Annotated in this window: 4 protein-coding genes; all 4 read right to left on the bottom strand. The window is 52.2% G+C overall.

The window, feature by feature from the left end:
* Positions 1-114: 114 nt before the first annotated feature.
* The 4 genes from VB777_RS10660 to VB777_RS10650 all read right to left on the bottom strand — a co-directional run bounded on the left by VB777_RS10660 (position 115) and on the right by VB777_RS10650 (position 2802).
* Positions 115-561 carry a hypothetical protein gene (locus VB777_RS10660; RefSeq protein WP_323248829.1) on the bottom strand — a complete coding sequence of 149 codons (447 nt, stop codon included), beginning with the start codon at positions 559-561 and terminating at the stop codon, positions 115-117.
* 10 nt (positions 562-571) lie between these two features.
* A complete protein-coding gene (locus tag VB777_RS10655) occupies positions 572-1423 on the bottom strand; it encodes a glycosyltransferase family 2 protein (RefSeq protein ID WP_323248827.1) in 852 nt (283 codons plus the stop codon).
* 9 nt (positions 1424-1432) lie between these two features.
* Positions 1433-1630, bottom strand: a complete 198-nt coding sequence (locus VB777_RS17420; protein WP_416238341.1) for a hypothetical protein — start codon at positions 1628-1630, stop codon at positions 1433-1435.
* Positions 1631-1980: 350 nt separating this feature from the next.
* Positions 1981-2802 carry a nitroreductase family protein gene (locus VB777_RS10650; RefSeq protein ID WP_323248825.1) on the bottom strand — a complete coding sequence of 274 codons (822 nt, stop codon included), beginning with the start codon at positions 2800-2802 and terminating at the stop codon, positions 1981-1983.
* Between the last annotated feature and the right edge of the window lie 391 nt (positions 2803-3193).

Genomic DNA, 3193 nt, shown 5'->3' with positions numbered 1-3193 from the left:
CGGCGCGGCGGCTACCGCTCGATCCGACGGGGGCTCCGGGAACTGGCTTACGACATCAGAGGGATGCTGACGTTGGGCGGGGTTCAGCTCGCGGGAGCGAGGTTGGAGTGACTTTCAGGCAACCCTGGGGGCCACACCGAGCAGCAGCAGGCGTTCGGCGGTGCGGCGGCTGTCGCCCGACACGTAAACGGCCAAGGCGGGACCCTGACGCAGGCGTGCTGCAGCGGCCTGGGTGGTGGCGGCGGCGATGGCTGGACCACGCCCAACAAGCACCAGCACCGGCGGTGCGGAGCTGGGCACGGACGGCGCCGGCAGCTGGGTGTGCAGCCAGGTGGTGAGCAGGGCCGTGGCGAGAGGGGTGTAAATGGCACTGAAGCCAAGGGGCGCCAGCAGGGCGAGCCAACCCAGCGCCCGGCGCGACAGCTGCAGGCGCCAGGCCAGGGCCGCAGCGAGGAGGGCCACGAAGGGCAGGAGCAGGGCGGGGGTGTGGAGCAGCCAGAGCAGGAGCTCGCGCAGCTCAATCCAGGCGAGGGGTGCGGGAGGGCAGCTTTGCCATTGCATCAGGGCGCCTTCAAAGGGGCCTGATGGCTGATCCTTGGGCCTGCTGCAACTCCAGTTCCTGCACCTTGAGCACGATCATGGCTTCGTAGATGCTCTGGAGCAGGGCATAGGTGAAGCCGGGGCGGCCGTCGAGAAAGCCGCGCTTGAGGACAAAAAGAAGGAGGAACTTGATCAGGGGCCGGGCGGGCAGGCGGTAGAAGAGTTCCTTCTGGTGAAAGCGGCGGCGGTTGAAATCGCGTTCAAGGAAAGCAGCAGGGAGGCTGAAGGGCTCCTGGCTGGCGCGGTTCTGGAGAATCTGCTGCGCTTCGAAGGTGCTGTAGGAGTTGTGACGGGCGATCCAGTGACTGAGGCCTTTTGAGAAGGGGTAGTGGTCCAGGTGATGATTCAGATCGCCCACAGGTCCGTCCACCACGGTGATGGGGTTCACCAGGCGTTCGTAATGCACGAACTCAGGCCGGAAGAAGCGGATGTACCAGGGGGAGGTTTGAACATGGCGGAGATGGCGATCCTGGAAAAAGTCGCGGCGTTGGATGCGGTAGGCAACAAATTGCGGATCAGGGATGCTGGCGATGGCCTGGAGCTCGGTGGCAGCTTCAGGAGTGAGGCGCTCGTCTGCATCAATGTAAAAAAGCCATGTGTTCTTGAACGTGATGTTCCTGAGACCCCAGTTCTGATGAGATGCCCAATTGTCGAAGGGGCGCTGGATGATGCGCGAGCCCGCATCGGTGGCAATCTGCTGGGTGCGATCCGTGCTGCAGGAGTCGTAGACGACAATATCAGAGCTCCAAGCAATGGATTGAAGACATCCAGGAAGATCCTGCTGTTCATTCTTGGTTAAAACAACAAAAGATACTGACGACATAAGAGATACCTAATCAGAAAGGCTCCTACTTGCAATCACAATAGCAGGATTGCCTCGAACAATCTTATAACTTGGGACCGACTTGAACACAGAAGAAGTAGCTGAGACTACCGCTCCGTCACCTATTTCAACACCTGGCCCAATGAATGCACCTGATGCGATCCAAACCCGTTCACCGATAGTAATTGGCCTCAGAGTGAGTGGCATTAAGGATAGTCTAGAGTCATGAGAAGCGGAGCAGAGATAAGAGTCTTGGGATATAGTAGTGTTTCTTCCGATAGAGATAATCGATTTATTGTAGATTCTACAACGAGGCCCAATTGTAACATACTCGCCTAGGACAAGATTCCAAGGGGCATAGATGTCAACCGATGGATATACATTACAATGCCAAGGGATTTGGGCTCCAAATAATTTAAGCAAAGAGTTTCTAACCCAAAAGAACCTAGGAAGCTTAATGCGAAACAATGTTGAATTCACAAGCATCCAAAGGGACCGCATGAGCAAGTCCTCCTTTGGCTCACTATATAGGATTAAGTCTTTCATTGCAAGAATAACTAGTGATAGGTATAGAAGCACTCAACAGGAAATCTTGGCGACTTAACCGCCTTAATAGTTCCGGATATATTGCCACAAATAACCATAGCCACAATAGCTTCATTGTCCCCTATGCAAGAAAGTGCTCTTACCTTCTTCTCAACAGCAGGTGGAAAGTAACAGTTAAGAGGGCAAGAGGCAATTTTGCATGAATGAAGAGCATACAAGAGCGACATAAAGAAGATGCCACCATCAACAAAAGGCAAGTGACGCTCATTCACATGAATGGTCATCTTGAGGTTAGAGGTAACCAGTAAAAGAGTGTCGCCAAGATGGCCATAACCTCGACTGCCTCCTTGCAGGCTTAGAAGACGAGAAACAAGTTCTTTGTCACTATAGATGTGAACGTGAGATGATTGTCTGTTACAAGATGACGGCGCATGTCTCGCAATCGATATTGCCTCAAGCAACTTAGCTCTAGACACGGAAGTACCATCAAAGTACCTAAAGCTTCTACGGCTCAAAGCAAATGCCCTAAACGCATCAGTATTCTTGAAACACTCTGCAGCTTCAAGAGTTTCTTGGTTGTGATACAGGAAAGTGGTTGACCTTTCAAGTGTATTCAGAAATAAGCGAACTCTTGTTACGTTGGCGTCATCAAGCAAGTATAGTTGGCTCGAGTGAATGTCAAGATATTCTCTCATGGCCGATGAGGCATCTCGAATATAGTCATAGTCATAACCAAACTTGGCAGCATGAAACTCTAGCGAATCAAGAAGGTCTCTCAGCAAGTTATTGCCAAAGCCATGTCGAAAGCCCGGCATACAGATACCCTTTTCCAATGCATGATACTGGGCAATTATTTTTGCGGAAATGTTGGCCCTCGACCTATTTCTTAGCAACTTAGTAGAGGATGTATACTTTACATATCTCAGAAAGTCGGATAGATAACCACGGAGAACCTGCAAGATTACAAAGGCTGGAATGTACCGCTTGATTACTTCTTTCATGAGTACCAATGAAATTGGGAATGATGGGATTATCCACGCTGGGCCGTCCTAGAAGCTACTAGGAAAGAAGAACCCAGGAGATATCTAGACCATTAGGGAGACTCTGGAAAACCCCGTCACCCTACGCGAGAATGGCCCTGTGATCGCAGGTGTGGACTGGCTTCATGGGCGCTAAGCAGTTCGGTTTTGGTGATTACGAGCAGTCGACGGCCAAAAAGCGCAC

Origin of the sequence: Synechococcus sp. CCY9202 (assembly GCF_034931685.1) — a bacterium.
Lineage (GTDB): Bacteria > Cyanobacteriota > Cyanobacteriia > PCC-6307 > Cyanobiaceae > CBW1002.
The sequence above is the reverse complement of the archived record's forward strand: the minus strand, read 5'-3'. Positions and strand labels throughout refer to the sequence as shown.

Coding starts and splice junctions, on each gene's coding strand:
- VB777_RS10660 (WP_323248829.1), bottom strand. CDS start 561: ATGCAATGGCAAAGCTGCCCTCCCGCACCCCTCGCCTGGATTGAGCTG.
- VB777_RS17420 (WP_416238341.1), bottom strand. CDS start 1,630: ATGCCACTCACTCTGAGGCCAATTACTATCGGTGAACGGGTTTGGATC.
- VB777_RS10655 (WP_323248827.1), bottom strand. CDS start 1,423: ATGTCGTCAGTATCTTTTGTTGTTTTAACCAAGAATGAACAGCAGGAT.